Source organism: Gilvimarinus sp. 1_MG-2023 (assembly GCF_030548285.1).
In genome coordinates this window covers 1-409 of the sequence record NZ_JAUOSC010000234.1, presented here as the reverse complement: position 1 = coordinate 409, position 409 = coordinate 1, and the positions used below count along the sequence as shown (strand labels likewise).

1 protein-coding gene is annotated in these 409 nt (G+C 51.6%); it reads right to left on the bottom strand.

What is annotated here, in order from left to right; all coding sequences use genetic code 11:
• Window positions 1–409 (bottom strand): IS3 family transposase (locus Q4563_RS16575; RefSeq protein ID WP_303605268.1); only part of this gene is annotated, 409 nt, incomplete at both ends.

The following is a 409-nucleotide window of genomic DNA, read 5'->3' as shown; positions in this document are numbered from 1 at the left end:
CTCATGCTCCGCCGGTGACAAGTCACCGTTCGAGGAGTGCAGTCGATCCAGGTTGTAGTATTTCATATAGGCCGCAACATCCTGTTTCATATGAGCCCGCGTCGGCTGGTGTACTTTGAACAGCCAGTCATGTTTTAGGCTCCCAAAGAAGCGTTCAACCACGGCGTTGTCCCAGCATGCACCAACGTCTCCCATTGAAGCTCTCATGTCATACCCTTCCAGCAGTTTGGCGAAGGATTCACTGGTGTACTGTGATCCTCGATCACTGTGGAACACCAGGCCTTTCGGTGGTTGCCTGAGGTTATAAGCTTTGATCAAGGCTCGACTGATCAGACTTGTGGTCATGCGTTTGTCGATGGCCCATCCAACTATCCTGCGCGAGTAAAGATCCATAACGATCGCCAGATAC